The following is a 26,461-nucleotide window of genomic DNA, read 5'->3' as shown; positions in this document are numbered from 1 at the left end:
AGGTTGGGCGTTGCCCAAAGCGCCGGTCACGCCTCGGGACGATCGCGCGCGGTCGATGGGCTCAGAGTGCGCCGTTCTTCGGCGGCTTGATGCCGTTCAGGTGGTAGTTGCCGACAACGTGATGCTTCCAGCGCACCGGGTCGTGCAGCGTGTGGGTGCGGGCGTTTCGCCAATGGCGGTCGAGGTTGAGGCCGATCTTCGTCGATGCGGTGCCGGCGAGTTCGAAGAGCGTGTTGCTCGCTTCCAAGGCGATTTCGGTCGTCAGGACCTTTGCCGCGGCAACGGCAAGCGTCGCTTCGATCACGCTTTCCTCGGTACCGTTGATCTGGGCGACGTCGACCTTTTTGCCGGCACGCTCCAGCGTGGCCGTTGCCGCCTCCAGGCGGATGGCAAGCTGGCCGATGCGGGCGATCGTCAACGGATCGTCGGCCGCCCGTTCGGCGCCACTGTCCATCCAGGGGCGCGCATGATTGCGGACAAAGTCGAGGGTTTCGGCAAAGGCTGCCCGGGCAATGCCGAGATCGATGCCGGCATGGATGATCTGGCCGACGCTACCGATCGTCGTCGGCCTTTCGAAGCCGCGGTGATGGCGCACCACCGCATCGGCGGCCACATAGACGTTCTGCAGCACGGTCGTGCCGCTGCCGGTCGTGCGCTGGCCGAAGCCGTCCCAGTCGTCGATGATCTGCAAGCCCTCCGCGCCGCGCGGCACGAAGGCCATGGTCAGCTTGTCGTTCGGATCAAGGGCGAAGATGACGATCCATTCGGCAAACAACACGCCGGTCGAATAATATTTGCGCCCGTTCAGACGGAAGCCGGGGCCGTCGGAGGAAAGCCGGGTCTCATAGTCGCCGACGGTTTTCGTGCCACGCTCCGAAAGGGCGTTGCCGAAACGGTCGCCGGCAAGCGCCCGGCCGAAGAAAAAGGCCTTTTGCTCCTCGGTGCCATCGGTGCGCAGCGCCTCGAGAATGTAGAAATGGTTCTGCGGGATCTGGCCGATCGAGGAATCCGCTTCCGAAAGGATGGCGGTGACTTCGGCAAGAACGGCATTGGAGACGTCTATGCCGTCATACTCCGGCGGCACGGTGATCGCCAGCAGGCCGGATTGGGCGAGCGCATCGAGCTCGTCGAAGGGCAGAATGCGATCCGTGTCCCGCTCGTTGGCACTCCCTGCAAATTCCGCCGCCAGCTCACGCGCGATCGACAGCGCTTCCTCTTCGCTTTCGATCCGGTGCGCCGGGGCTCTAGTTTTCTCGGAAAGCCGCGAGATCGTTCCCATGTGACTGCTCCCTGTCGATTGAGGTGCATATCAGTGAATTATCTGGCCTGATCGGGTAAGATAGTATATTCTATAGAAATTATCGATTTGAGTATTTCGTTTCGGCCTTGATGGCGACTTGGTGTTTACCTTCGGGTCGGGATGGGTAAGATCGATTCGGGGGAAGGCCAGGGAAGAGGACCCTGGTGATGCTCGGCGGCGTGTATGCTCACCGATTTCCCGCCAAAATTGACTGCGGCTCAGGGAACCATCGCCCGATTTGTGCATTTGCCTCATCGCCTGCAGTTTGACCCGTCGTGTGGCCCCAGAGTATCGGCCACCCGGCACGAACACAAACATATGCTGACAGAATTGGCCATTCGCGTTTCCCGGCCTTAACCACTGAAGGAGACACAAATGACGAATTTCCTGCCTGCTCTCCATGAAGGGCACGCCTCCATCACGCTGCAGAACCTGTTTCGTGATGCTCTGGAGGCCTATGATGACTGGGGCGCCAACATGCCCGAGCCCATCGTTGCGTTCGAAGGCAAGCGCATTCCCATCAGCGAGGTCTTCGACTGGATGAAACCTTGCAGCGACATCATGCCGGCAAACCTCATCGGCATCGTAACCGACCGACTGAACAAGCCGTGGAGCGGTGAAGGGCCGCTCGACGCCATGACCGTCTCGACGGCCGCGCGTGTCATGTCGGTGCTGACGCGGCGGCAGCTGCGCAGCTTCGGTCGCGGCTCGATCGAGATCTTCGCCGACCGCTTCAACCATCCGGTCCACGCCAGCGCGTGAGACCGGTGACCTCAGAGGAGCGCGCGTGCGCGCTCCTCGTTCCCGGCGGGTATCCGTCACGGATTTCCCCGCACCTTGCCGACCCCTTCCTTGAAGCATCGCCTTCCCGTAAACACGAGGGGAGAGCAAGCGGATGTTCGAGCGGACCGGGGGCGGCGTGAATTTTCGACAATTGGAAGTGCTGCGCACGCTGTTGGCGACCGGATCGACGATTGCGGCCGCCAAGACGATGGGGCTCAGCCAGTCCGGCGTCAGCCGGCTGTTGCAGCAGCTCGAGGAAGAGCTGTCGCTGACGCTTTTTGCCCGTGACAAGGGCCGGCTGATTGCGACGCCCGAGGCGATGAAGCTCGCCGAGGATGCGGAGCATATCTTGCTCGGCATCGACCGGTTCACCAATCTGGCGCAGGACCTGCGCAGCGGCGCAGTCGGCCCAGAGGTCGTGCGCATCGGCCTGCCGAACAGCATGTCCGAGACCTTCGCCCCGGCGATGCTCGCCGACTATGCCAAGGATTTTCCCGGCGTGCGCGTCGAAACCTTCTTCGACACGACCGTTGCGATCGCCCGCCTCGTCGAGCAGCGCATCATCGATTTCGGCTTCCTGCGTTATGAGGGGCAGCTGAGCGCCGGTCTCGAAATGCAGCCGGTCGCAACCGGCCTCAGCGTCTGCGTCATGGAAAAGGGGCACACGCTTTCGCAGCACGAAACCGTGACGCCGAAGGAACTGCGCGGCGTGCCCTTGATCCTGATCGGCCGCCGCCGGCCGACGCGGGTCATGCTCGACGAGATCTTCCGCAAGGCCGGCGTGCCGCAAAAGGTCAAGATCGAGACCCACAGCAACAGCTCGGCCTGCGCCTACGCGGCCTACGGCCTTGGGGTCGCGATCATCAGCAGCTTCTTTGCCAATCTGCACCGGCACCTACCGATCGAGATCCGTCCGTTTTCGCCGCACCTCACCCAGGATTTCGGCGTCGCGACGGCGGCTGGCGTACCGCTGTCGCTTGCAGCCCAAGCCATGATTGACTGCCTCAAAAGGCAGGTCGCCGCTTCGCAGCAGCCGTGAGACAATGGCCTCAAGGTTGCGGCCATTGGCAATGGGACGGGCGCGACACTACATTGCCGGCCGATACGAACATTAGAGCGGATAAGATCATGTTTCAGGCAGCCACCATCGACACAGGCGACAAGCGCGCTTTCTATGCGGAGTTGGCCCAGCAGCTCGAATCGCTGCTTCATGGCGAGCCGAACCTGATCGCCAACGCGGCCAATACGTCGGCGCTGATGTTCCAGACCATGCCGAGCCTCAATTGGGCGGGGTTTTATTTCCTCGAAACCGACGACGAACTCGTGCTGGGACCGTTCCAGGGCAAGCCTGCCTGTGTGCGCATCGCCGTCGGCCGCGGGGTCTGCGGAACGGCCGTCAAGGAAGACCGCTCGATCCTTGTGGAAGACGTCCATGCCTTTCCGGGGCACATCGCCTGCGATGCGGCCTCGCGCTCGGAACTCGTGGTTCCGGTGCGGCGTGACGGCCGGGTGATCGGCGTCATCGATCTCGACAGCCCGGAGCCTGCACGCTTCGACCGCGACGACCAGATCGGCATCGAAAAACTTGCGGCGATCTTCGCAGCGGCAATTGCATAGGGCCGCCGCCGTGGATGATCTGGCAAGGACTGACAGGCTTTTGCTTCGGGCCGCACCATGACGGATGCGGCTCAGCCTGTCGATGTCGAAACGCATGCGCGCGTGGCCCGCAAGATCGACATCGTCGTCATCGGCGCCGGGCAGGCGGGATTGTCTTCGGCCTATCACCTGGGCCGGCTCGGGCTGGCGCCTCACAGGCAATATGTCGTCATCGACCGGTCGCCGCAGCCGGGCGGGGCCTGGCAGTTTCGCTGGCCGTCGCTGACCTTGAATACGGTCAACGGTATTCACGATCTTCCCGGCATGAGATTTTCCGAAGCGGTCGATACCAGCAAGGGCGAGGTTCACGCGGCCGTCGCCGTGCCGCAGTATTACGGCGCCTATGAGAAGGCATTCGGTCTGCCGGTCCGCCGGGCGGTGGCCGTCAAGGTCGTGTGTGACCGGGGCGAGCGCTTCAGGGTCGAGACGGACGACGGGGCTTATGCTGCCCGCGGCATCATCAACGCGACCGGCACCTGGGAGGCCCCCTATATCCCGCCCTATCCGGGAGCGGAGCGCTTCAAGGGGCACCAGCTGCACACGAAGGATTATCAGTCGGCAGCGCAATTCGCGGGGCAGCATGTGCTGGTCGTCGGCGGCGGCATCTCCGCCATCCAGCTGCTCGATGAAATATCGCAGGTGACATCGACCACGTGGGTAACGCGGGAGGAGCCGGCCTTCCGCGACGAACCGTTTACGCCAGAGGTTGGACGCGCCGCCGTAGCCATGGTCGAGGACCGGGTTCGCCGCGGCCTGCCGCCGGGCTCGGTCGTCTCGGTGACGGGCATTCCGGTGACACCTGCGATCATGGCCGCACGTGCACGCGGCGCGCTCGAGCGCCAGCCGATGTTTGCCGAAATGACCGAAAACGGCGTGCGCTGGTCCGACGGGCGCGAACTGGCCGTCGACGTCATCCTCTGGAGCACCGGCTTCAGAAGCGCGCTCGATCACCTGGCGCCGCTGCAACTGCGCAATGCTGACGGCGGTATCCTGATGACCGGTCGGCTGGCGACTCAGGTGGCAAAAGACCCGCGCATCCATCTCGTCGGCTACGGGCCGTCGGCTTCCACCATCGGTGCGAACCGGGCAGGAGGCGCTGCCGCCCGCGAACTGGCCGATTTTCTTCATCTGACCTGAGGAAGCCGGCGCGATCGCGCCGGCTTCCTCGCCAGCGAGCAGCCGGGCAGCGCCCACCCGGTCGCGATGAAGTTGCATGCCCTTTTCATAGATGTATGACATTTACTCATAATATTGCGCGATTTTTTCCAATCGATCATAGTCCCTGCAACAAGAGAGCCGACGGGCAGGAGAATCGCGGTAACGCGTGCGGCCTGCCTCAGTACGGGGAACCCATGATCAAATTCATTCTCAATCGTCTCGTGATGGCGATACCGACGATCGTGATCGTCTCGGTTGCCGTCTTCACGCTTATCCGCCTCATTCCCGGTGATCCGGCAGCGCTGATGCTCGGCGATATGGCCGAACCGCAGCAGATTGCCGCGTTGCGCGCGGAGCTCGGTCTCGACCGCAGCATCCCGGAGCAATTCGTCATCTGGGCCGGCAACATCCTCTCCGGCGATTTCGGCACCTCGATCGTCACCGGCGAGCCGGTGCTGCATCTGGTCGTCAGCCGCTTCTTCGTCAGCGCCGAAATCGTCGTCATCGCCGTGCTTCTCGCGAGCCTGATCGCGGTTCCGGCCGGCGTCATCGCCGCCTGGCGGCAGAACAGCCTGACCGACCTGGCGCTTGTCGGTTCGGCGACCGTGCTTCTGTCGATCCCAACCTTCTGGCTCGGTCTTCTCTTGCTGCTCGCCTTCGGCCTGAAGCTCGGCTGGCTGCCGGTGCTTGGCTACGTGCCGATCTCGGAGAACTGGAAGGCCGGCCTTCTCTATCTGGTGCTGCCGGTCATGACGCTTGTCATCCACGAGATGGGCGTGATCATCCGCATGGCCCGCGCCTCTACGCTCGAAGTGCTGCGGCTCGATTACATCACCCATGCCCGTGCCAAGGGGCTTTCGGAAAGTGCCGTTCTCTGGCGCCACGCCTTCAAGAACGCCTTCGGCCCGACCTGGACGATGATTGGCCTGATCCTCGGCAACCTGCTCGGCGGCATCGCCGTCATCGAGACGGTGTTCACCATTCCGGGTCTTGGCCGTCTAATGGTCGATGCGATCTTCCAGCGCGACTATCCGGTGATCCAGGGCTGCCTGCTGCTCGTCGCCTTCTCCTATGTCGTCGTCAATCTGGTGGTCGACCTCCTCTATCCTCTCTTCGATCCGCGGGTGGTGGCAGAATGAGAAAGCTCACTTTCAACGGCGCCATCGGCGGCGGCCTGATCGGCCTGCTGGTCATCACCGCCCTCATCGGCCTTTTCTGGACGCCTTATGATCCGATGGCGCTCGGCTTCACCGCGCGGCTTGCCGCACCCGGTGCAGCGCACTGGCTCGGCACCGACGAGTTCGGCCGCGATGTCGCCAGCCGCCTGATGGTCGGCGCCCGTGCCAGCGTCTGGATCGGCTTCCTGACCGTCACCTTCGCCGTCGTCTTCGGCACCTTCATCGGCATCGTCAGCGGCTATGCGCGCGGCTGGGTCGATGGCGTGATCATGGCGATCAACAACGCGCTCCTGGCCTTCCCCGGCATCCTGCTGGCGCTCGGCCTGCTCGCCGTCTTCGGCGCCAACCAGTACGGCATCATCTTCGCGCTCGGCATCGCCTATACGCCGTCAATGGCCCGCGTGGTGCGCGGAGCGGTGCTGTCGCTGCGCGAACGCGAGTTCATCGAGGCGTCGCGGGTGATGGGCAATGGCGAGATATATACGATGCTGCGCCATATCCTGCCGAACTGCGTCGCGCCGATCACGGTGCTTGCCACCTCGATGTTCGGCTGGGCGATCCTCTCGGAAAGCGCGCTTTCCTTCCTCGGTCTCGGCGTGCCGCCACCGGCACCCACCTGGGGAAACATGCTCGCCGCCGGCCGCCCCTTCATAGAACAGGCCGTCTGGCTCGGTTTCTTCCCCGGTCTCTGCATCGCTCTCACTTTGCTCGGCATCAACCTTCTGGGCGACGCGCTACGCGACCGTCTCGACCCCCGCATGCGAGGCCTGAAATGACCGGCAATCCTCTTCTCAGTGTCCAGCGCCTTTCGCTTGCCGTCACTCACTCCGGCAACCAGGTAGTGAAGAACGTCAGCTTTGACGTCGCGCCCGGCGAAATCGTCGGCATCGTCGGCGAAAGCGGCTCCGGCAAGACACTGGCGACACGCGCGATCATCGGGCTCATTCCGCCGGCCGTCCGCCGTATCGGCGGCACGATCCTCTACCGGGGTAAGGATGTGCTCGGCATGAAGGACCGGGATCTCCGCCAGCTTCGCGGCGGGGAGGTCGGCGTCGTCTTCCAGGAGCCGATGACCTCGCTCAACCCGTCGATGACCATCGGCCGGCAGCTCGAGGAAGGGCTGATCCTGCACACAAAGATGTCGGTCGAGGAGCGCCGCACGGCGATCCTCTCGATGCTTGGTCGCGTCGGCATACGCGAGCCGGAGCGGGCGTTGACCGCCTATCCGCACGAGTTCTCCGGCGGCATGCGCCAGCGCATCATGCTCGCCTCGGTGATGCTGTTGAAGCCAGCCTTGCTGATCGCAGACGAGCCGACGACCGCGCTCGATGCCGTCGTCCAGCGCGACGTCATGGAGCTGATGGTCGAGTTGACCCAGGCCGAGGGCACTGCAGTGCTGCTCATCAGCCACGACCTGCCGATGGTCGCCCGCTACACCAACCGTTTCGTGGTGATGGAAAAGGGCGTCGTCGTCGAGCAGGGGCTGACCGAGGAGATCCTGCAAGCACCGCAGCATCCCTATACCCGCAAGCTGCTTTCGTCGCTGCCGTTCCGTGGTGCTGCGCGTGAGCTCGACATGACCCGCACGCCGATGGTTTCGGCGCGCAATATTGTCGTCGAGTATCCCGGCCGCAAGGGTCTCTTCCGCAGGCACGAGCCGAAGCGCGCGCTGCACGGCGTCAGCGTCGATATCCATGTCGGCGAGGTCGTGGCACTGGTCGGCGGTTCCGGCTCTGGCAAGACGACGCTCGGCCGCACCATCGCAGGCCTCGTCCAGCAGGCCGAAGGCGACATCCTGTTCCAGGGCCGCGAGCGCAGCGCCGACTGGCGCGATTATAGGCTGAACTGCCAGATGGTCTTCCAGGATCCCTATTCGTCGCTCGATCCGCGCATGACCATTCAGGCGCTCGTCGAGGAAGCGCTGCGGCTGGTGCCGGACCTCGATACGCCGGCCAAGCGTCGCCGTGCGCTCGAAACGCTTGAGGAAGTCGGGCTCAGCGCCGATTTCGCCAATCGCTATCCGCATGAGCTCTCGGGCGGCCAGCGCCAGCGTGTGGCTATCGCCCGCGCCATCGCACGGCGGCCAAAATTCCTGATCGCCGACGAGCCGGTGTCGGCGCTCGACGTAACCGTTCGCTCTCAGGTGCTGGAACTCTTCTCGAACCTGCAGAAGCGCTACGGCTTCTCGTGCCTGTTCATCAGCCACGACCTCGGCGTCGTCGAGCAGGTCGCCGACCGCGTCATCGTCATGCAGGACGGGCGCATCATCGAAGAAGGCGACCGCGACCGGATCTTCGATGCGCCGAAGGATGCCTATACCCGCAAGCTGCTTTCGGCGATCCCGGCGCTCGATCTCAACCAGACCGGTGGCGTCACCCTCAAATGGCGGCTGGAGGCCTGAGATGAGCACGGAAATCAAGACCGGTGCGATCGCGGCCGAACTCCACGCGATCGCCGACGCGGAGCCCTTCGTCACCCGCTTCCTCGTGCGCAATCTCCAGACCGGTGAAACCATCGGCCGTGGCGAGGGTGAGGAAACACCATCTGCCAGCACCCGCAAAACCTCGATCATGATGGCGGCGCTGAAGGCGGTGGCAGAAGGCCGGCTTCATCTTGACGAGCGCATCACCTACGAAGCACGGCTCGCCCAGGAAGTGGCGAGCGGCATGTTCCGCTACCTGACGCCTGGAATCGTCATTTCGCTGCGCGACGCGATCGTCGGCATGATGGTTCTGAGCGACAATGTCTGCACCAAGATGGTGTTCGAGCGGCTGACGCTTGAAGAGGTCGACGGCTATTGCAAGGCGCTCGGCATGGTGGGCACGCACCATCGCTTCCTCATTCCGCCGCTGGCGCTCAAACCCGATCATTCGCTGGCCGACGTCACGACGACGACGGCTGCCGACCAGGTGATGCTGCTGGAACTGATCCTCGCCGCCGAGCACGATGCCGCTGCTGCCGCCAGGCTTGGCATCACGGTCGAGCTCGCCGCCTTCGCTGTGCAGACGCTGAAGAACCAGGTTTTGCGCTATGGCATCCGCTCGCGGCTGCCCTTCGATACGGTCGTCGCCTGCAAGGGGGGTCGCGGCAAACGCGGCCGCATGGATGCCGGCGTCGTCTATCGCGACGGCAAGCCGCTCTATGCGATCGCCGCCTTCACCGACGGCGTACCCGCGCTGATGCCCGACGGCACGCCCGGCTACACCATCGCGCTCGAAACCATCGGCAAGCTGTCACAGGTCTGCTGGCGCGCCTTTTGAACCGACAACACCAACAATCAGAAAAGAGAGAGGAACCATGAAAACCATACTTCTTGCCGGAACCATGCTGATGAGCGCGATCGCGCTCGGCCATGCGCGTGACCTGACGGTCGCCCAGAGCTCGGACATCCGCAGCAACGAGCCCGGCGTCAACCGCGACGGCAACACCGACTCGGTGATCTTCCACATCGTCGAAGGTCTGGTCGGCTACGCCGAGAACGGCGAAGTGAAGCCGCTGCTCGCGAAAAGCTTCGAGGTTTCGCCCGATGGCCTGATCTATACGTTCAAGCTGCGAGACGACGTGAAGTTCCACAACGGTAAGGCGCTGACCGCGGAAGACGTGGTCTGGAACTGGAACCGCTACATGAAGCCGGAGACCAAGTGGACCTGCGCCGGCGACTTCGACGGCAGCAAGTCGATCAAGGTGACGAGCGTCGCCGCAGCCGACGCCTCCACCGTCACCATGAGTATCGAGAAGCCTTCGGCCGTCTTTCTCGGCCTGATGGCCCGGCCGGAATGCGGCTACACCGGCATCGTCTCCCAAGATTCCGTCGGCGCAGACGGCGCTTACACTGCGCCCATCGGCACCGGCCCGTTCAAGTGGGCGGAATGGAAGAAGGGCGAATATGTCCGGCTCGAAAAGAACGCCGACTACGTCTCACCCGCCAATGACGGCAAGCCCGATGGCATGGTCGGCTCGAAGCGGCCGCTCGTCGACGGCATCAAGTTCATGGTGATCCCGGACGCCTCGACCGTGAAGACCGGCCTGCTTTCGGGCGCGCTCGACACCGCCGAAGTCTCGGCCGATCTCATTGCCGAGTTCAAGGACAGCGACACGATGCAACTCATCGTCAAGCGCAACAACGGCAAGAACCTGCTTTACTTCCAGACCCGCGACAAGATCCTGAGCAACGTTGCGGTTCGCCGCGCGATGGCCGAAGCGCTCGACCTCGACCAGCTCGTCGCCGCTGTTTCCAACGGCACCGGCGAAGCCAACGCATCGATGGTCTCGGCCGACTCGATCTTCTACTCCGACGTCCAGAAGAAGAAGATCCCGATGGATCTCGAAAAAGCGAAGAAGAACCTGGCTGATGCCGGCTACAACGGCGAGCCGATCACCATCATCGCCAACAAGCGCGGCAACGTGCCGAGCTTCCCCGCTGCCGTCGTCGCCCAGGCGATGATGCAGCAGGTGGGCCTCAACGTGCAGATCGAAGTGCTCGACTATGCGACCCAGGTCGATCGCCGCCGCTCCGGCAACTATCAGGTGATCTCGCAGTCGGTGTCGCCGCGTCTCGATCCGGCGCTGATGTACAGCTTCTATGTCGGCAACAAGGACAAGAACGCCTCGCTGATGTGGGACAACCCGAAGGCGGTTGAACTGATGAAGGCAGCCTATGTCGAGGCCGACCAGGCCAAGCGCCAGGCGATCTTCGACGAGTTCCACCAGCTGATGCTCGACGAGGTCCCCGGCATCTTCATGTACGACATGGTCGACATCTGGGGCGCCACCAAGAAGCTGCACGGCCAGCCGGTCTGGCAGTCCAACACCCGCCTCTGGGAAGTGACGCTCGACGACTGATGCGGGCGTAGTCCTTTCTCTCCAGCGGATGGCGGCCGTTTGTCGCCCTCCGCACCTCCTTAGACAAAACTGCTGATGCGACCGCGCCCCGCGCCGTCGCAAAAGGATGATTGATGCCAAATCCAGCCGCCCGGACCGCCCTTGTCGACACGATCGAAGCGCTGAAGCCCGAATTCGCCGAAATGAGCGACGCGATCTGGGACCATGCGGAACTGAGTTTTCATGAGGAAAAGTCGGTAGCGACGCAGATCGCCATGCTGGAGAAGCATGGGTTTCGCGTGTCGCGCGGACTGGCGGACATCGATACCGCCTTCGTCGGCGAGAGCGGGCAGGGCCTGCCGGTGATCGCCTTTCTTGGTGAGTTCGACGCGCTTGCGGGTCTGAGCCAGGTGGCCGGCGTCGCCGAGGCGAAAGCGCTCACTGAGGGCGGTACGGGCCATGGTTGCGGTCACAATCTGCTCGGCACGGGTTCGCTGCTCGCTGCCGTCGCGCTTGCCCGCTACCTCAAGGAAAACGACTTGCCGGGTACGGTGCGCTATTACGGCTGCCCCGGCGAGGAGGGCGGTTCCGGCAAGACCTTCATGGCACGCGCCGGCATCTTCGCGGGTGTCGATACGGCGCTGACCTGGCACCCGGCACCCTTCAACGGCGTACGCTCGACCAACAATCTCGCCGTTCTTGAAATCTATTACCGCTTCAAGGGCGTCGCCGCGCACGCATCGAACGGTGCCCATCTCGGCCGCAGCGCGCTCGACGCGCTGGAACTGATGAATGTCGGCGTCAACTTCCTGAGGGAGCATATGCCGCAGGATTGCCGCGTGCACTATGCGATCACCGATGCCGGCGGCAAGGCGGCAAACGTCGTCCAGGCCCGCGCCGAGGCGCTCTATCTCGTGCGGGCGCCGCAGATGCCGGAGGCCTTAGCGCTCGCTGCCCGCATCGACAAGATCGCCAAGGGGGCGGCGATGATGACCGAAACCGAGGTCGAGATCGTCTTTGACCGGGCGGCGACCAACCTGCTGCCCAACATCGCGCTGGAAACGGCGATCCACGACAACATGGTGGCGCTCGGGCCGGTTCCCTTCGACGAGGCCGATATCGCCTTTGCCAAGGACATCCAGAAGACGCTGACGCAGGAAGCAATCTCGAGCAGCATCCGGCTTTACCAAATCAAGGGCGATGTTTTTGCGAACAGCCGCATGGACGGTTCGACCGGTCTGCATCTCGGCCTTCGCGATTTCGAGGGCCAGTCGCATTTCCGCGCCGGCTCGACCGATGTCGGCGACGTCAGCTGGATCACGCCGACCGCGCAATGCTGGGCGCCCGCCTGGGCGATCGGCACGGCGCCGCACACCTGGCAGGTGGTGGCGCAGGGCAAGAGCCCGGCCGCCCACAAGGCTTTCGCCCACGCGGCAAAATCACTGGCCACGACCGGCCTCGACCTGATCCTCGATGCCGATCTTTTGGCACGGGCAAAGGCCGAGTGGCGTGAAAAGACCCAGGGCAAGCCCTACCAATGCCCGATCCCGGATCATATCGGTCCGAAACTCTGAAATCATTTTTTCGATGCCTGCAAACGCCCGCGCCACCCCGCGGGCGTTTCGTTTTGTCGGCGTCCGGAACGTCTGCCCGGCGAGTGCACGCGCCTTTGAATGGCGCCAGACTCTTGACGCGAATCGCAGGCTCCGGCATCTCTGTTACGGAGTTTTCCGAATAAGTGCCGATTGGCCGTATTTGAATTGAATCTCTGTTAGCGTGATGTGGCGCCGTTGGGCCGCTGACACGCGCAAGGAGTATGGCAGAATGAATATGACGGCAACCCAGGCAAGACAGGACGCGGGTCACTCCCAGGCACGCCGTCCGGCCGACGAAGCGATCGCGGCCGATGCCCGCGCGCTTTCCGAACAGTTGAAGGCGATGCGCGAGCGCCTGTTCGCGCCGACGGCGATGAAGACATTGCGCAGCTTCACCTCGGGCGAGGCGGCCAAGCTGATCGGCGTTTCTGACGGCTATCTGCGCCAGCTCTCGCTTGCGGGTGAAGGTCCGCAGCCCGATACCGGGCTTGGCGGCCGCCGCTCCTATTCACTCTCCGACATCAATGCGCTTCGCCGGCACTTGGCCGAACAGGCGCTTGCCAAGGGCAACGCCGCCAAGGCGCGCAGCTATCTCAAGTGGCGCGATGCGGAAGCAGGCGAACACCTGCAGGTGATCTCGGTCACCAACTTCAAGGGCGGCTCCGGCAAGACCACATCGTCGGTGCATATCGCGCAATATCTGGCGTTGACCGGCCACCGCGTGCTCGCCGTCGACCTCGACCCGCAGGCCTCGCTGTCCGCACTCTTCGGTTACCAGCCGGAACTCGACCTTACCGGCAACGACACGCTCTATGGCGCGATCCGCTACGACGCCGAGGCGCGGCCGTTGAAGGACATCATCCGCAAGACCTATTTCGACGGCCTCGATCTCGTGCCGGGAAATCTCGAACTGCAGGAGTTCGAGCACACGACGCCGCAGGCACTGAGCGCCCGTCACAATGGCACGGACGCTGGCCCGCTGTTCTTCGCCCGCGTGCAGGCCGCCCTTGCGAGCGTCGCCGACGACTATGACGTCGTCATCATCGACTGCCCGCCGCAGCTCGGCTATCTGACGCTGTCAGCGCTCTGCGCCTCGACGTCCGTCGTCGTCACCGTGCATCCGCAGATGCTCGACGTCGCCTCGATGAACCAGTTTCTCTACATGACGTCGGACCTCCTGAGCGTCGTGCGCGAGGCCGGTGGCGAACTCAACTTCGACTTCCTGCGCTACCTCGTCACCCGCTTCGAGCCGAACGACGGGCCGCAGGCCCAGATTGTCGGCTTCATGCGTTCGCTCTTCGGCGACCGGGTGTTGACCTCGGCCATGGTGAAGTCCACCGCGGTTTCCGATGCCGGCCTGACGAAGCAGACGCTCTACGAGGTCGGACGCGAGAATTTTACCCGCGCCACCTATGACCGCGCGATCGAATCGCTGAACGCCGTCAACGGCGAGATCGAAACGCTCATTCACGCGGCCTGGGGGCGCTGACCGACATGGCTGGCAACCGCAAGAACGAACTGCGCGCACTCTTTTCCGGCAATGTCGCCCCGGCGGCGCCTGCCGCGGAAGCGGATGACAAGGCGCCCGCCGCACCAAGCGTGCAGCCGGCAAAGCCAGTCGTGGTCCCCGCCGCCCAGGCCGACGTGCCGCGGGCCGCCTCCGGCGCGATCAAGGCCATGGGGCTTTCGCTTGGGAGTATCACCCGCGAGGCGGAAGAGGCCCGCGCGCTGCGCGAGGCCCTGCATCAGGGCGAGCGCGTCGTCGAGCTTGATCCGGAGCTGATCGATGCGTCTTTCGTCGGCGACCGCCTGACCGACGGCGAGACCGACGATCCGGAATTCCTGGCGCTCGCCGACAGTATCCGCGACAGCGGCCAGCAGTCGCCGATCCTCGTGCGCCCGCACCCGCAGAAGCAAGGCCGCTACCAGACCGCCTACGGCCATCGTCGTCTCAATGCCGTGCGCAGCCTCGGCACCAAGGTCAAGGCCATCGTCCGGCCGCTGACTGACGACGAGCTGGTGCTGGCGCAGGGCAAGGAAAACGCCGAGCGGCGCAACCTGTCCTTCATCGAGCGTGCCATGTTTGCGTCGGCGCTCGCCGACCGCGGCTTCGACCGGAAGGTGATCGGCGAGGCGCTCGCCGTGCAGAAGAGCGAGCTGTCGCGCCTCCTGCAGGTGGCCGAAGGCGTGCCGCCGGCGATTGCCCGCGCGATCGGCCCGGCACCGAAGGTCGGCCGCGAACGCTGGATGGCCTTCGGCGCGCTGCTTGAGGACATGGTGACCGTCGAACTGGCGCAGGAGGAGTGCCGCTCGCGCCGCTTCCTCGAAGCCGAAAGCGACCAGCGGTTCCAGATCGTCTTCGCGCGCCTGTCGCGCAAACCGAAGCCGGACGCAGCGGCCAAGCCGGAGACGCTGGTCGACGCCGGCGGACGCGCCTTTGCCAAGCTCAAGCGCGACGGCAAGAATGCCCGCATCGAGTTCTCAGTCGATGTCGATCCAGCCTTCATCGACGAGGTCGTCGAACTGCTTGCCAAGCAGCATGCGGTGTTCGCGGCGGGCCGCGAAGGCTGAACGAAGTCTGCCCTTCTGAAAGTTCCAATCGGGCCTGCGTGACGCTCTCACGCAGGCCCGATTCGTTTTCCCGGCGGAGCCGATGGTAGGCCGCCGCGAGCATCCCCGTGCGATCGCCGCTGTCGCCCCCATCCAAGAAATATTTTCGGCCGTGTGAGGCCGGCGACGGGATGTCGCGGCGGCCTTGGGGCGTCGGGCATTGCCGTTGCATGGAGCCCACAGAAAGGCAGCAATCGACCACGGATCCCGGTTCGAAACGGGGCGTTGGAAGGGACTTGTTAACCTTCATTTCCTATCGCTTAGAAGGCCCCGCGGCGATGTCTCTAGCTCTTCCAGGACCCATGCGTATTCCCAGGACAAACTTCTCACAGGCTGCTTTGCATGATGCAAACCAGGCGGATTATTTCGATGGTCCGCAGGATGATGCGTTGAGCGGTATGCCCACCCATGAGGCGGAACCCGCCGACCCCTATCAGTTGTACGAGGCGCCGGCGGCGCCTCGCCGGCCGGCGAACCAGCAGGCTGAAACCACGAGCCGTGCGACCCGCCTCTATGGGCAGGGTTCCGCCTACGCTCCTGCACAGGTGACGTCGACGATGAGCGAACCCTTGCCGACCCTTTCGGAGATTGCCGGCCACTACGGCGATTCCACCTGGGAGAGCCATTTCTTCCTGGCGCCGAACGTGCGCTTCACCCGCACGCCCGAGCGCGAATTCATGAAGCGACGCGCGCCGCAGGTCGAAGAAGGCGAAACGGCAACCGAAGTCGAAGAGGCGATCGTCGCGGTGGCGGCGGAGCCTGCTCCGGTCTTGGTGGAAACCGTTGAGCCCGTCGCGACGGCCACGGTCGAGCCGGTACAGACGGAAGCTTCGGCCGTTGCTGCTGACGAGGCGCCGCTGGCCGAGGTCGCGCTGCCGTCCTACAGCCCGTCCGAACTGTTGCGCATGCTGACCAACCAGTTGCCCACTTGGACCGCCGCGCAAAACACGATCGAGCCGGCCATGCTCGCGCGTGTCGAAGCTCCGGCCGACGAGGGCGTAGCCCTTGCGCCCGTTCTGACGACGCAGATCGCCGTTTCCGCGCCGGTCGCCGAAGTCCAACCCGCGCCCGCTCAGGCAGGCGACGCTTCCGTCGATCAGGGCGCTGCGCATTCTGTCTTCCTGTCGGATTTCGCCTTCTTCGAATTCGGCCCGGCCGACGATGCTGAGGTTGCCGGCACGGAAGCCACCCATCCGAAGCCCTTTGTCGAGACGCCAGCCCCGGTTGCGATGACGCCCGCCATCGCTCCCGTCGCCGTTGCGCCTATTGCGGTCACGCCGCCAGCGCCCGTGCGCCCGGTTGAAATCCGCCGTATGCCGCCGACGGCGATCACCTCGCTGTTCCGCGTTGTCGATGTCCGCGGCGCAAAGCCGGAGGATGTGCCAGCACAGCAACCGCCCGCCGCCGCCGCTGAGGCCGTTGCCGACGTTGCGCCAGCTCCGGTTGCCATGGCTGAAGAACCGGTGTCTGTGGCCGCCGCTGAAATCATTGACGTCGAACCGGTCGAAATCGAACAGCCGGCGCCGGTTGCCACGAAGGCGGCCATCACCATGCCGGCGCAGGTCACCCGCGCGCCCAGCAACATGCCGGCCATCGGCTCGACCGACCGCGCGCCGAGCGCCGACGGCTACGAGTTCCCATCCGAGGACCTACTGCAGGAAGCGCCCGTCGGTCAGGGCTTCTTCATGACGCAGGAGCAGCTGGAACAGAATGCCGGCCTGCTTGAAAGCGTGCTCGAAGATTTCGGCGTCAAGGGTGAAATCATCCATGTTCGCCCCGGCCCGGTCGTCACGCTCTACGAATTCGAGCCGGCGCCCGGTGTGAAATCGTCGCGCGTCATCAACCTTGCCGACGATATCGCCCGCTCCATGTCGGCGCTTTCGGCCCGCGTCGCGGTCGTGCCCGGCCGCAACGTCATCGGTATCGAACTGCCGAATGCCACCCGCGAGACCGTCTATTTCCGCGAGCTGATCGAATCTGTCGATTTCCGCAAGACTGGCTACAAGCTGGCGCTTTGCCTGGGCAAGACGATCGGCGGCGAGCCTGTCATTGCAGAGCTTGCGAAGATGCCGCATCTGCTCGTCGCCGGCACCACCGGCTCGGGCAAGTCGGTCGCGATCAACACCATGATCCTGTCGCTGCTCTATCGGTTGAGCCCGGATCAGTGCCGCCTGATCATGGTCGATCCGAAGATGCTCGAACTCTCCGTCTATGACGGCATCCCGCATCTGCTCACCCCCGTCGTAACCGACCCCAAGAAGGCGGTCATGGCGCTGAAGTGGGCCGTGCGCGAGATGGAAGACCGCTACCGCAAGATGTCGCGGCTCGGTGTGCGCAATATCGACGGCTACAACCAGCGCGCTGCCGCTGCCCGTGAAAAGGGCGAACCGGTGATGTGCACGGTGCAGACCGGTTTCGAAAAGGGCACCGGCGAGCCGCTGTTCGAACAGCAGGAAATGGACCTGGCGCCGATGCCGTACATCGTCGTCATCGTCGACGAGATGGCCGACCTGATGATGGTCGCCGGCAAGGAAATCGAAGGCGCGATCCAGCGGCTGGCGCAGATGGCGCGTGCTGCCGGTATCCACCTGATCATGGCGACGCAGCGTCCTTCGGTCGATGTCATCACCGGCACGATCAAGGCGAACTTCCCGACCCGCATCTCGTTTCAGGTGACCTCGAAGATCGACAGCCGCACGATCCTTGGCGAGCAGGGTGCCGAACAGCTGCTCGGCCAGGGCGACATGCTGCACATGCAGGGCGGCGGACGTATCGCCCGTGTCCATGGCCCGTTCGTTTCGGATCTTGAGGTTGAACACGTCGTCGCACATCTGAAGACGCAGGGACGCCCGGAATACCTCGACACCGTCACGGCGGAAGAAGAGGAAGAAGAGCCGCAGGAAGAGTCCCCGGTCTTCGACAAGAGCGCGCTTGCGTCGGAAGACGGCAACGAACTTTACGACCAGGCCGTCAAGGTGGTCCTGCGCGACAAGAAGTGCTCGACCTCCTACATCCAGCGCCGCCTTGGCGTCGGCTACAACCGTGCTGCCTCGCTGGTCGAGCGCATGGAAAAGGAAGGCCTCGTCGGGTCGGCGAACCACGTCGGCAAGCGCGAGATCATCTACGGCAACCGCGACCATATGAGCGCGCCCGACAACGACGACATGGATTGATACCGGGCGTAGCCCAGGCCAGGATTTCGAGCCGTCGCTGACAGGTTGTTGGCGGCGGCTTTTCTATCTTCGAGTTGCTGTTAGTGTCGCCTGCGTCAGGAGCCGTCGTCGTGATGCTTCCGGCCCTAATGTCGCGCATGGGATGATCTGATCGGTGCAAGCAGTAAAGCATCGTCGCAATGAGACACCGATCTGGCCAAGCCTAACGCTTGCTCTCATCCTCCATGCGTTCGCCGTGGCGGTGCTTTTCCTCCTCCCGTCACCACGGCCACCTGTTCCGAGCCCGGACGAGGGGATCGCCGTTCAGATACTGGAATTGCCACCCCCACGCCCTGAGGTGGTGCAGCCCGCGCTCGGACCGCAAAATGCGCCGCCCGTCGCGCATTCCGTTCCGGAGACGGCGCCTGCTGCGGAAACAGCCACGCTGCCGCCGGCTGCCCAGCCGATGGTGCAAGCGAAGCGGTTCTTCTCGGCGGCGATACTGGCTGATCCACGCAGCAGACAGGCGCTGGAAGGGCTGTCACAGCTCGCCGCCGATGAACAGATCGTCCAGCTCTGCAATCTCGAGGCGATGGAGCAGGTTCATCGCTGGCGCGTCGACTTTACCCCCGACCTGCTCGTCGCCTACGCCACGTCGGATATCGTCTTGGCTGGGCGGAACCTCCGTGCGGAAGGCGCCGCCTTTCGCAGCAAGGGGCGCTGGTTCAATATCAAGTTTGGCTGCGCCGTGGCGCCGGATATCAAAAGCGTCGCCGCATTTGAGTTTCAGGTTGGTGACGAAATTCCGGAAAGTGAGTGGGAGGCAAATTTCCTCTCCGCTGGCGCCGCAGCCCACTGATCGTGGCCATCGATCGAAGTCCGTTCCCTGCGCCCTTTGGCGAAGGACGTGACGAGAAGCAGGCTGCGGAGCCGGATCACGCCGGGGCCGTTCCGCCTTTGGCGTGGCCTGCGCGGCAGCAGTGCTTCAGTTGCTTGCCAGATCCGCAGGGGCAGGGGTCGTTGCCGCGCAGTTGCAGACGACCAACAAGCGGCAAGAGCGCTGCGGAGGGAAGGAGGCCCGCCATCAGGATTGCCAGCCTGGCGGAAATGCCGGGAATGACCAGCCGCCGGCGCGCCTTGAAGCCGCGCCAGGCGCATTTTGCCACGTATTCCGGAGTGGCTTTCGGGAGCGCCTTGAACAAGGCAGCCCTGTTGGCGCCGGATTTTTCGAGGAACTCGGTCGATACCGGTCCCGGCGCAACGCAGGTCACAGTTACGCCGGTCCTTCGCGTCTCCTGGTATAGCGCTTCGGAGAACGAACGAACGAAGGCTTTGCTCGCATAATACATTGCCATGTACGGGCCGGGCGTAAAACTCGCGACCGAGGCTAGATTGATGATGCCGCCGCGGCCGCGCGCGACCATGCCCGGCAACAGGTGCAAAGTAAGGGCCGCAAGCGCACGCACATTGACGTCGATCATTCCAATCTGGTCGGCAATCGGCAAAGCGGTCGCCGCGCCGCGCAGGCCATAGCCGGCACTGTTGACAAGAACGTCGCAGACGAGGCCTTCGCGCGAAAGAAATTCGTCGAGAATGCGCGTGGCATCGGGCGAGGCCAGATCGACCGGCAGGGAGAATGCCTCGCCGCCCGCCTGTTCGATCGCGGCTTGCACGACGTGCAAGCTTTCGATGGATCGCGCGACCAGAACGACCGGCGCGCCGTCTCGTGCGGCAAGCTCTGCAATTGCCCTGCCTATGCCCCGGGACGCTCCGACAACGACAATGGCGGGTCGTGGTGACTGCTGCGATGTCATGCCGATGGCTCCGGCGTAGCGATTGGCGGCTGGTCGAGTTCGGAAAGCTCTGCCACCTCGTCGGCGATTTCGCCGTTCAATATTTCCTCGAAACGAGCCAGGGCTCGCGCGACATTGGCGCCGTCCATGACACGGTGGTCATAGTGGATCCTGACCGTGACCGATCCGTCGTCACCGATCGGCCCATAGTTGAAGATGGTCGTCAAAGGCGTCAGCGGATTGAGCGACTCCGCACCCAGGCCGGAATAGACCGACAATTGGAAGGTGCCGAAGCGGTGGCCGCGCTGGCGCCCCATGTTCAGGCTGAGCCACATCAGCAGCCGCCGCAACGGCGCGGGCAGGCGTGCAATCTTCAACGCCCGCCGGAATTCCCTGATCTCGAGCACGGGGCGGGACCGGGCCTCCTGGAGCAGGGCGCTCAATTCGGCAAGGGACCGCCTCTCGGGTTGCTTGATCGTGCTGAGAAGGACGACCCGTTCGCCTTCGTGCTCGCGCTCGTGCGCCACGGACGCGATGCTTCCGGGATACTCATAGAGTTGCGGTCTCGGAAGCTTGACATAAGCCCGGCGAAACTCGGGTGTCTCCATCGAGAGTAACCCGTAACCCTTGAGAAACAACACCATCCACGATGGCCGGTCAGGTCGGCCTGCCCGGGCTTTGTGCAACGCGCTGATGTCCATCTGCCGTTGCACCGTGACCCGCGGCACGCCGATGGAAAATCGCATCAGATCGCCGACGAGGCGTCGTGCGGCGGAAAGCTTGATCGGTCGGCCGCGCATAGTGCCACCTCTAATAGATATAGGGTATAATTCGCTTCGTCCTGTCCATGTAAGCGCGATATTCGGGCCCGAAGAATTCCAGCATCAGGCGCTCCTCCTTGCTTACACGCAGGAAGAAAAGCACAGCGAAGCCAAGGACACCCACGAGGCCAGCCACCCAGTTCGACAGCAGAAACAGCTGGCCAACGCCCATGAGCAGGAAACTGGTGTACATCGGATGGCGCACGAGGGCGTAAGGGCCCCCGCAGATCAACTGATGTTTTTCGCGAATTTCCAGCGAGATCGACCAGTTTCGGCCGAGTTCCTTGTGGGTGCGGCGGAACGTCCATAGAGCCAAGGCGAAGATGACGCCGCCAAGACCCACCGACCATGGGCGCCCCGTATAGTCGGCGAAAGCGGGGATTCCCGTTGCAACATACAATCCGGGCAAAATCGCAAGGCCCGCCAACGCAGCGGCCAGACCGATCGTATCGCTCGCCGAGCGACGACTGCTCATCACCCGCACGCGCTTTGCCCGGCGCTCAAAGGGATAACGGATAACGTACCAGGCAATGATGCCTATGACCCAGACGATTTCGCCAATGGAAGCGACAGACATGTTCACGTTGTTTCACTCAAGCTCTTTTGCTGCAGGGTTCGATCACCGAAGCGGCAAGCGTAGGTGAGACTGCCACGCGCCGCCTCGACCTGACAAGGTACCGAAACGTCGACGGCCAGCCGATACCCATAATCAGCAGCCAAGGGTGGTGATGGCAGCCGATGATGGCGCAAGCGGTCCTTGTTGACCGTTCGGAGGGGTGCGCGTGTTCTTTCAGCCTATCCGCCGTTCATCTCGCGTAGTCTCGTGATGAACTGCTGGGGCCTGAGCCAGATGCCTGGTGTCTTGTAGCCCATGGAGCGGGCGATGTCGGCGACGAAAGCGTTGCAGTTGTAGATTGACGCCTGCCAGAAGCGGGCTTCGGACTTGAGCTTTCGGATCTTGGCAACGACGTCGCGATACTCCGCTTCCGTCAACATGACGCGCCAGCTCGCGGACCTGTACTGTTCCTCCAGATCACCGTCACTGACGCCAGTTTCGGCCGGAACCGGCAAAAGGTGGCCAATAACATAGGGAGCAGTGTCGCTTGTCGCGGGTGCAAGCCCCGCAACTTCTGGACTGATCATCGCTCCAGACTTGCTGAGCCGGCCAAAAATTACGTAGGAGTGACCGTAACTGAGCGCATAACGAGAGCGGAATTCAATGAAATAGCCCTGATCGCGCTGTTGTGACGTGGTGCCCGCATAGCTTGAGACGAATCGCGGCTGAGGGCCCTTGTCCTGCGATTGACACGCCGTAACCGCGATTGCGGCTAGGACGGCGAACGAAATACGACCTCGTGAACGAGTCATTTCTGCGCCATCTCTCCCAAATTCTGATCAGGCTGCGAATGCGCCACTGGTGGCTTTCGATCCGCGTCGCGAAATGTGGCCAAGCCGGCCACGGTCAGACAGGGCGGGAAGGACTGTGAGGTCCTCCCCGAACTAAGGTCAGTGACTATTTGTAAACGGGCGCTGGTTCTTCAGCCACCGGTGGTGGCGCCTTGCCTTTGCCTTTACCGATTGTCCCGCAAGCGGCGAGGCTGGCCACGGAAAGCAACGCAACTGTCACGATTAGAATTCGGCTCATCAATATTTCCTTTCCTCTGTTGTCGGAATGGTTATTCGAAGGCTACATTCATAGTATTACCGGTAATTCGAGATTCGTCCTAGTGCAGAAATAACACGCTCGTTGGTCGGTTTATCGTTACCGAAGTTTAAATAATCCATCAAAGCGTGCTGGCCCCTACTCCAATGTCAAACTCAGATAGAGTACGGCTTCAAATGATCAATACCGAAGTTCCAATCGGTGTCCGTGCGTATAGGTCGACGATGTCCTCGTTGGTGAGGCGGATGCAGCCGTTGGAAACGGCTTGCCCTATTGTCCAGGGCGCATTTGTACCGTGGAGCCGGAACTTGGTGTCCTGTCCATTGCGATAAAGGTATAGAGCCGACGCCCCTAGCGGGTTGTGAGGGCCGCCTGTAACGCCACCGGCGTATTGCGCCAATTCCGGCTTGCGTCGGATCATGCTTGCCGTCGGTGTCCATGTCGGCCATTCCGCCTTTCGACCGACAACTGCCCGCCCCTTGAGGGTCAGGCCTTCTTCTCCGACGCCGATTCCGTAGCGCATCGCCCATCCACCACTTTCGATCGAGTAGAGGTAGCGTTGCGATGTGTCGACAAGGATCGTTCCGGCCGGCTCGTTGCCGTCATATCGGACGTGCCGTTTTCGGTAGCGACGATCAACGCCCGGGGTGCCGCCGTATAGGGACGGAAAGGAGACGCCTTGCCAAGTTGAACTGCATCCCGCCAACAAGCCAAGGCTGCCGGTTAACAGGAGTCTCCGTGTAATGCGGTGATTGTCCATCTTTACCTGCTGAGAAAAATGGTACGCCCCGAATCTTTCTAGCATTACAATATTGCCTGGCCAAGTTCCAATGAATCAAGTGAGGCTTGCAAGCAGATAATCAGATGACGCTTAATATTTTTTCTGCGTCCCAGGGATGAACGAAAAGGATTGTATATCTGGAACGAGAGGATGGGTGTGATGCATGGATTGGATTAAAATTTGCTGCGATTCTTGTGTGTAGTTGCATCAGCCAGGTTGGAAGATCGGGGCCTGATGTGCGCCCATGAAATGACTTGCGATGTCGTGCACGCTCGACGGGTCGAAACATGTAAATTAGGAATGGCAGCATGAATTTAGGCTTCGCTGGCAAGGTAGCGCTCGTGACTGGCGCGGGTTCGGGAATTGGCGCAGCCGTGTGTCGGCAACTCGCTGCCGAGGGGGCAGAAGTGGTGGCTGCCGACGTCGACGCTGAGGGCGCGCGCAACATCGTTGCGGAGCTTCGCGCGAAGGGGGGCGCAGCCCACGACGTTGCCGTCGATGTTGCTGACGCTGCCGCCGTGGAAAAGCTGGTTGCCTTCGCTGTTAAGACCTGCGGCGGTCTGCATCTGGCGGTCAACAATGCCGGCGTCGATGGGGTCCGCAAGGCGACCGCCGACTATCCAGTTGATGGCTGGCACGCATTGATGAATGTGAACCTGCACGGCGTCTTCTATTGTATGAAGTACGAGATCGCGGCCATGGTCGCTCAGGGCGGGGGTGCCATCGTCAATACCTCTTCCATTCTGGGCGCTGTCGCTCTGCCGGCCGCAGCCGCCTACACGGCCGCCAAGCATGCAGTGGTTGGGCTGACGAAGGCTGCTGCAATCGAATATGCCCGAACGGGAATTCGTATCAATGCCGTGGCGCCTGGTTGGATCGACACGCCGCTCTCGGCGGAAAATGCTGACGTGGCAAAAAACAGGCGCATGATGTCTCTGCAGCCGATGGGTCGTCTCGGTACGCCGGATGAGGTTGCTGCCCTGATCTGTTTCCTGTTGTCCGAGCAGGCGAGTTTCATCACCGGGAGCGTTCATCTCGTTGACGGCGCCTACACCGCTCACTAACGGGCGGCGTATTCACTCTTTAGATCACCTCCCTATGGTTCTAGGCACGTAGATGCGCGCGTCCGGTATCGCGCTGCGGCTTGTTGCGACGCGAAAATAAAAACGTTTTTATTTTCCTTGAAAACGTTTTTATTGGCTGTTACCTCTATGTTCAGGAGAGGTCGAGGCCTGGGAGGGTGCATGGCGACTGAGATGCACAGGGCGCGGCGCACGCCGACGCCGACGATCAAGACCCTGGCCGAGATGACGGGCTATTCCATCGCAACGATCTCGAAGGCCTTGCGCGAATCCCCGGTGGTCGCGCCGGCGACCAGAGACATCATCTACAAGGCAGCCCGTGAGGTCGGCTATCAGGCCAACGCCCGCGGCATGGCGCTTCGCACCGGCAAGAGCTTTCAGGCCGCAGTGCTGATGCCGGTGACTGCGGCACGCGACTATGAATGGGACGGCGTCGAATACACCCAGACCCTCAGCGGCATCAGCCAGGCACTCGATGGCACCGACTACCGCATGTCGGTGCACGTGATCCGCGACGCGGCCGATGGCGCGGACGCGGCGCGCCGCATCGTCGATCAGGGGCTTGCCGATGGCCTGATCTTCTCCGGTATTCTCGCCGATGACCCGCGCATCGATCTGCTCGTCGCTGAGGATTTCCCGTTCGTCTCGATGGGGCGCTGCCGCGGGGATCTCAACTATGCCCATGTCGACATCGACAACGAATGGGCAGCGCATGCGGCGACCGCGCGGCTGATCGCCGGCGGCCACCGGCGGATCGCGCTCGTCAATCCGGAGCGGCGGCTTTCCTACGCGCTCGACAGGATCGACGGTTTCGTCCGGGCGTTTCGCGAGGCCGGCCTGGAAGCCCCGATGGATCTGATTGCCGAAGGCGACCTCTCGACCCATTTCGGCCGGCAGACGGTGATCGATTTCCTGCAGCTCGACGACGCTCCGACCGCCTTCGTCTGCATCAACGAATCCACCACGCTCGGCGTGCTCTCGGGGCTCGGCAGCCTCGGACGCCAGGTCGGCGTCGATGTTGACGTCATCGCCTATGACGACATCAACGTCAGCGCCTATTTCACGCCGCCGATCACGACTTTCTATCAGCCGATCGAGGTGCTCGGTCGCACGCTCGGGCAATTCCTGCTGCGCCGCATGGAGGGGGAGGACCCTGACGCGTTGCGGCAGGTCTTCAGGCCGACACTGATCGCGCGCCAGCCCGATAATCTCGGCGGCCGCCTGATCCAAAGTTAATCATCCAAGGAGGAGAACCATGAAGAAACTGATGATTGCCCTGGCCGTAGCAGCCCTTGCTTCGAGCGTGTCCCATGCCGCCGACCTCGGCGGCAAACTGCTGAAGGTCGGATCCGACACGACCTCGCCGCCGATGGAGAGCATCGATCCGGCAACCGGACAAGTGGTCGGTTTCGATGTCGACGTGGTCAATGCCGTCTGCGCCAAGATCAACTGCCAGGCCGAATTTATCACGACCGGCTGGGATGGCATCTTCGCAGCACTTGACCAGGGCAGCTTCGACCTCGTCGCCTCCGGCGTCTCGATCACTGAGGAACGCAAGAAGGCGATGGATTTTTCCGATCCCTACATCGTCAACAGCCAGGCTGTGCTCATGCGCGCTGACGACCAGGGCATCACGCTCGACGCGTTCAAGAATGCCGGCAGAAAGCTTTCCGCCCAGGCAAACACGACGGACGCCCAAGTCGCCGAAAGCGTCGTCGGCAAGGAGAACGTCGCTGCTTACGACACGTTCAGCGCCGCGATCATCGCGCTCAAGAATAAGGACGTCGACGGCGTCGTCATCAACGGCGCCAATGCCGCTGCCTATGAGCGCGAGTTTGCCGGCGAGCTCGTCGTAGCCATCAAGGACCTCGAATCTGACCCGCTCGGCCTCGTCTTCCGCAAGGGCGATGAGAATGTTGCGGCTTTCAACGAAGGCCTGAAGATGATCAAGGACGACGGCACGCTCGACCAGCTGATCAGCAAGTATTGGGGCCTGAAGTAAGTTCTCAACGCCGATCGGACCCGGAGCATGCTCCGGGTCCTCCGTCTGTCTAATCTATGCCCCCGG

24 protein-coding genes are annotated in these 26,461 nt (G+C 62.8%); 17 read left to right on the top strand and 7 right to left on the bottom strand.

Annotated elements, in window-relative coordinates; translation table 11 throughout:
* Nucleotides 1-61 precede the first annotated feature (61 nt).
* Nucleotides 62-1,279 carry an SfnB family sulfur acquisition oxidoreductase gene (locus FA04_RS25980; protein WP_034805765.1) on the bottom strand — a complete coding sequence of 406 codons (1,218 nt, stop codon included), beginning with the start codon at nucleotides 1,277-1,279 and terminating at the stop codon, nucleotides 62-64.
* A gap of 396 nt (nucleotides 1,280-1,675) precedes the next feature.
* On the opposite strand from FA04_RS25980, the gene FA04_RS25975 reads away from it, so the two are divergent.
* From FA04_RS25975 to FA04_RS35970, 14 genes are all read left to right on the top strand, one after another.
* Nucleotides 1,676-2,062, top strand: a complete 387-nt coding sequence (locus FA04_RS25975) for a BRA0787 family protein (protein WP_034805768.1) — start codon at nucleotides 1,676-1,678, stop codon at nucleotides 2,060-2,062.
* Nucleotides 2,063-2,219: 157 nt separating this feature from the next.
* Nucleotides 2,220-3,122, top strand: a complete 903-nt coding sequence (locus FA04_RS25970; protein WP_034805970.1) for a LysR family transcriptional regulator — start codon at nucleotides 2,220-2,222, stop codon at nucleotides 3,120-3,122.
* 89 nt (nucleotides 3,123-3,211) lie between these two features.
* On the top strand, nucleotides 3,212-3,700 hold the full coding sequence (locus tag FA04_RS25965; RefSeq protein ID WP_034805770.1) for a GAF domain-containing protein: 489 nt from the start codon (nucleotides 3,212-3,214) through the stop codon (nucleotides 3,698-3,700).
* A gap of 57 nt (nucleotides 3,701-3,757) precedes the next feature.
* Entirely contained in the window at nucleotides 3,758-4,876 is a 1,119-nt protein-coding gene (locus tag FA04_RS25960; protein ID WP_051659710.1) for an NAD(P)-binding domain-containing protein, read from the top strand.
* Nucleotides 4,877-5,091: 215 nt separating this feature from the next.
* The gene (locus tag FA04_RS25955; RefSeq protein WP_034805773.1) at nucleotides 5,092-6,036 is read left to right on the top strand and encodes an ABC transporter permease; all 945 of its coding nucleotides are present in this window, start codon (nucleotides 5,092-5,094) and stop codon (nucleotides 6,034-6,036) included.
* The gene (locus FA04_RS25950) at nucleotides 6,033-6,851 is read left to right on the top strand and encodes an ABC transporter permease (RefSeq protein WP_034805777.1); all 819 of its coding nucleotides are present in this window, start codon (nucleotides 6,033-6,035) and stop codon (nucleotides 6,849-6,851) included. Before FA04_RS25955 ends, FA04_RS25950 begins: the two co-directional genes overlap by 4 nt.
* Entirely contained in the window at nucleotides 6,848-8,476 is a 1,629-nt protein-coding gene (locus FA04_RS25945) for an ABC transporter ATP-binding protein (protein ID WP_034805780.1), read from the top strand. Before FA04_RS25950 ends, FA04_RS25945 begins: the two co-directional genes overlap by 4 nt.
* Before the next feature lies 1 nt (nucleotide 8,477).
* Nucleotides 8,478-9,335, top strand: coding sequence for a serine hydrolase (locus FA04_RS25940; RefSeq protein ID WP_034805783.1), 858 nt, complete (start codon nucleotides 8,478-8,480; stop codon nucleotides 9,333-9,335).
* 37 nt (nucleotides 9,336-9,372) lie between these two features.
* Nucleotides 9,373-10,917, top strand: a complete 1,545-nt coding sequence (locus tag FA04_RS25935) for an ABC transporter substrate-binding protein (protein WP_034805786.1) — start codon at nucleotides 9,373-9,375, stop codon at nucleotides 10,915-10,917.
* Nucleotides 10,918-11,030: 113 nt separating this feature from the next.
* Nucleotides 11,031-12,470: a M20 family metallopeptidase gene (locus FA04_RS25930; RefSeq protein WP_034805790.1), complete on the top strand. Its 1,440-nt coding sequence runs from the start codon at nucleotides 11,031-11,033 to the stop codon at nucleotides 12,468-12,470.
* 250 nt (nucleotides 12,471-12,720) lie between these two features.
* On the top strand, nucleotides 12,721-13,980 hold the full coding sequence (repA, locus tag FA04_RS25925) for a plasmid partitioning protein RepA (protein ID WP_034805794.1): 1,260 nt from the start codon (nucleotides 12,721-12,723) through the stop codon (nucleotides 13,978-13,980).
* 5 nt (nucleotides 13,981-13,985) lie between these two features.
* Nucleotides 13,986-15,062, top strand: coding sequence for a plasmid partitioning protein RepB (gene repB / locus FA04_RS25920; RefSeq protein ID WP_034805797.1), 1,077 nt, complete (start codon nucleotides 13,986-13,988; stop codon nucleotides 15,060-15,062).
* A 341-nt stretch (nucleotides 15,063-15,403) separates the two neighbouring features.
* Nucleotides 15,404-18,274, top strand: coding sequence for a DNA translocase FtsK (locus tag FA04_RS25915; protein WP_034805800.1), 2,871 nt, complete (start codon nucleotides 15,404-15,406; stop codon nucleotides 18,272-18,274).
* Between the two features lie 154 nt (nucleotides 18,275-18,428).
* Nucleotides 18,429-19,112, top strand: coding sequence for a DUF930 domain-containing protein (locus FA04_RS35970; protein ID WP_234798785.1), 684 nt, complete (start codon nucleotides 18,429-18,431; stop codon nucleotides 19,110-19,112).
* Between the two features lie 76 nt (nucleotides 19,113-19,188).
* On the opposite strand, the gene FA04_RS25905 is transcribed toward FA04_RS35970, so the two are convergent.
* The 6 genes from FA04_RS25905 to FA04_RS25885 form a co-directional block, all read right to left on the bottom strand.
* Nucleotides 19,189-20,067, bottom strand: coding sequence for an SDR family NAD(P)-dependent oxidoreductase (locus FA04_RS25905; protein ID WP_034805802.1), 879 nt, complete (start codon nucleotides 20,065-20,067; stop codon nucleotides 19,189-19,191).
* Nucleotides 20,064-20,846, bottom strand: a complete 783-nt coding sequence (locus tag FA04_RS25900; RefSeq protein WP_051659711.1) for a hypothetical protein — start codon at nucleotides 20,844-20,846, stop codon at nucleotides 20,064-20,066. Before FA04_RS25900 ends, FA04_RS25905 begins: the two co-directional genes overlap by 4 nt.
* 10 nt (nucleotides 20,847-20,856) lie before the next feature.
* Nucleotides 20,857-21,444, bottom strand: a complete 588-nt coding sequence (locus tag FA04_RS25895; protein ID WP_034805804.1) for a protein-S-isoprenylcysteine O-methyltransferase — start codon at nucleotides 21,442-21,444, stop codon at nucleotides 20,857-20,859.
* Nucleotides 21,445-21,662: 218 nt separating this feature from the next.
* Nucleotides 21,663-22,235, bottom strand: coding sequence for a hypothetical protein (locus FA04_RS25890; RefSeq protein WP_034805807.1), 573 nt, complete (start codon nucleotides 22,233-22,235; stop codon nucleotides 21,663-21,665).
* Nucleotides 22,236-22,380: 145 nt separating this feature from the next.
* Nucleotides 22,381-22,512, bottom strand: coding sequence for an ABC transporter (locus FA04_RS35965; RefSeq protein ID WP_077963089.1), 132 nt, complete (start codon nucleotides 22,510-22,512; stop codon nucleotides 22,381-22,383).
* 190 nt (nucleotides 22,513-22,702) lie between these two features.
* Nucleotides 22,703-23,290: a L,D-transpeptidase gene (locus tag FA04_RS25885; RefSeq protein ID WP_034805983.1), complete on the bottom strand. Its 588-nt coding sequence runs from the start codon at nucleotides 23,288-23,290 to the stop codon at nucleotides 22,703-22,705.
* A gap of 329 nt (nucleotides 23,291-23,619) precedes the next feature.
* Between FA04_RS25885 and FA04_RS25880 the strand changes: the two genes are divergently transcribed.
* From FA04_RS25880 to FA04_RS25870, 3 genes are all read left to right on the top strand, one after another.
* On the top strand, nucleotides 23,620-24,375 hold the full coding sequence (locus FA04_RS25880; RefSeq protein WP_034805810.1) for an SDR family NAD(P)-dependent oxidoreductase: 756 nt from the start codon (nucleotides 23,620-23,622) through the stop codon (nucleotides 24,373-24,375).
* 180 nt (nucleotides 24,376-24,555) lie between these two features.
* Nucleotides 24,556-25,629 carry a LacI family DNA-binding transcriptional regulator gene (locus FA04_RS25875; RefSeq protein WP_034805813.1) on the top strand — a complete coding sequence of 358 codons (1,074 nt, stop codon included), beginning with the start codon at nucleotides 24,556-24,558 and terminating at the stop codon, nucleotides 25,627-25,629.
* A 19-nt stretch (nucleotides 25,630-25,648) separates the two neighbouring features.
* Nucleotides 25,649-26,395 (top strand): transporter substrate-binding domain-containing protein, encoded by a 747-nt coding sequence (locus FA04_RS25870; RefSeq protein WP_034805816.1) that lies wholly within the window; start codon nucleotides 25,649-25,651, stop codon nucleotides 26,393-26,395.
* Nucleotides 26,396-26,461 lie beyond the last annotated feature (66 nt).

Origin of the sequence: Ensifer adhaerens (assembly GCF_000697965.2) — a bacterium.
GTDB classification, from domain to species: domain Bacteria; phylum Pseudomonadota; class Alphaproteobacteria; order Rhizobiales; family Rhizobiaceae; genus Ensifer; species Ensifer adhaerens.
This window is presented reverse-complemented; position numbering and strand designations above follow the sequence as displayed.